This is a genomic window from Bradyrhizobium sp. Ken51 (genome assembly GCF_055807435.1).
This window is the reverse complement of sequence record NZ_JBVVPB010000104.1, coordinates 1-2,043: the sequence shown is the minus strand read 5'-3', so window position 1 is coordinate 2,043 and position 2,043 is coordinate 1. Positions and strand designations below refer to the sequence as shown.

Annotated in this window: 2 protein-coding genes; both read left to right on the top strand. The window is 55.9% G+C overall.

Annotated features, from left to right (window positions below):
• Window positions 1-422 precede the first annotated feature (422 nt).
• Entirely contained in the window at window positions 423-1,511 is a 1,089-nt protein-coding gene (locus AC0L27_RS40970) for a helix-turn-helix transcriptional regulator (protein WP_473323758.1), read from the top strand.
• A 395-nt stretch (window positions 1,512-1,906) separates the two neighbouring features.
• Window positions 1,907-2,043 (top strand): NYN domain-containing protein (locus tag AC0L27_RS40965; protein ID WP_473323760.1); only part of this gene is annotated, 137 nt, incomplete at its 3' end.

Below are 2,043 nucleotides of genomic sequence, written 5' to 3'. Positions count from 1 at the left end.
CGCCCTATATCTCGCCTCGGCCCGACTGCGCTCTCGGCCTTCTACTAAGCATTCGCCCGAGCTTGTCCGAATGAACCAGCCCCAACGTCGTCCCCTGCGTTGAACATCGATGTCAAAGGTTGGCAGATCACTGGTTCTATTCCGACAGAAGTTGCGGTCGTAGCTGTTCATGAATACGGGCTCGTGCACAGCGAAACTCGTGAACAGCGGACCGGCCCGCATTGCCCAAGAGGGCGGTCGCTACGAGCCCCTGTAGGACCGTGGCGAACTTCCATGATGGTCATTTTGCTCTCGCCTTGCCGAAGTGGGTCTCGCGGGGCTACCCCAACCCCTTGATAAGGCGAATATCCTGAGGCAGCATGGCCCAATTGGGCTATGCCTTTAGAGGTGCTGCGGCACATTCGACGACGTCGGAATGGTGGATGGAACCCTTTGATCTGCAGCGACTTAGCCGCGTGTTGGCCGCCGCCGCGATCGATCCCTCTCTCTGGACAGAGGCATTGCAGACGGCGGCGGAATGCACCGGGTCGTATGGCGCGGTCCTGTTACCAGTTGTCGGAGCATTGCCTATCGTTGCTGCTACTCCTTCCATGGATCGCAGCGCAAATGTTTACGTCAGTGACGGATGGCAAGGCCGCGACGAGCGCTACCGGGGGAAGGCCGCCTTCTTGGCCAATGGAGTGGCGACAGACGACGACTGCATGCCATTAGACGCACGCAAGCGTTCGCCTTTTTATCAAGAGTTCCTTCGGAACTGTAATCTTAGCGGTTGGGCAGGCGTCCGGATCGGCCGGGGAGATCTAGTTTGGAATTTGAGCCTACAAAGGACGCCAGAACAAGGTTCTTATTCCGCGAGAGAGTTGCGAGCTCTTTCCGAGCTGTCCAACAGTTTGGATTCGATCGTTCAGACTTGCGCAGCGCTCGGCCTGGCAAAAGGGGAATCAGCACTAAGTGCCTTCGATTTCTCAAAGCGCGCGGCACTTCTGCTTGACCGGTCGGGCCACGTCGTTCGCGTCAATCCGGCGGCGGAGCGACTAATCGGATTGGATCTGCAGATTTCGGCAGGACGCATTCGCTGCCAAGATCCGAAATCAAATGAGCTCCTGCACAACGCGATCAGAGCTCTGTTCTGGAGCGTTGAAGCCTTCACTATCGCGCCCATAGTTCTGCAAAAGGTTTCAGGCGGCCGACTTGTCATCTACCCGATGCGGCTTACTGGTCTAACCGACTCTCCCCTTTCCCTCTTCCACGCAATACTAGTTATCTCCGACACCGACCTAACGCAGTCAGCAGGTATGATAACTCTGCGCGAGGCCTTTGAGCTGACGGCCGCAGAATCCCGGCTTGCATGGGCTCTTGCGAGCGGCAAGGATTTGGAAAGTTTTGCGGCAGAGCGAGGGCTTTCTAAGCAGACCCTGCGCAATCAATTGAAGTCTGTTTTTATGAAGACGGGGACAAACCGCCAGGCTCAGTTGGTGATAATGCTGTCGAACCTCGTTCCGGAGAAGTGATGACTCCAGCTTAGCGACGCCATCTATCACACTTAAGAAGGATTAAACGATTGACGTCAATCTTCGAGCGCCATGGTGCCGCAGGCCGGCAACGCTCACTTCCGTCATTTGCGCGATTCCGGACTTATCCGAGACGATGCTAAGTGCGGCCACGCGTCCTGTAGTACTGCCCGACGACGTCGGCAAAACCAGCCCTGAAACGGTACGGCAAAAGCGCAAATCTGACCGCCTGCAACCTGAAGTCACAAGGGCGCAATCGAGAATCCCCTTTACAACCGCCTAGCGCGCATCGTCCATGGCAACTATGCTACAATAAGTGTCCGCCTTTCATCTTCAGTCTTCAGCGAAGCATTCCATCTCTCATTTCCTGATGAAGTACCTCCGCGAAAGTAAAAATGGCCTCCACTATTAACAAGATCGCGCTCTTCATCGATGGAGCCAATCTCTACGCGACGGCGAAAACTCTGGGCTTCGACATCGATTACAAGCGCCTGCTGAAGGAGTTTCAGAGCCGCGGGACGCTGCTTCGGGC

Excerpts from the sequence above, each read along its gene's own strand:
- AC0L27_RS40970 (WP_473323758.1), top strand. The coding sequence starts at position 423 with ATGGAACCCTTTGATCTGCAGCGACTTAGCCGCGTGTTGGCCGCCGCC.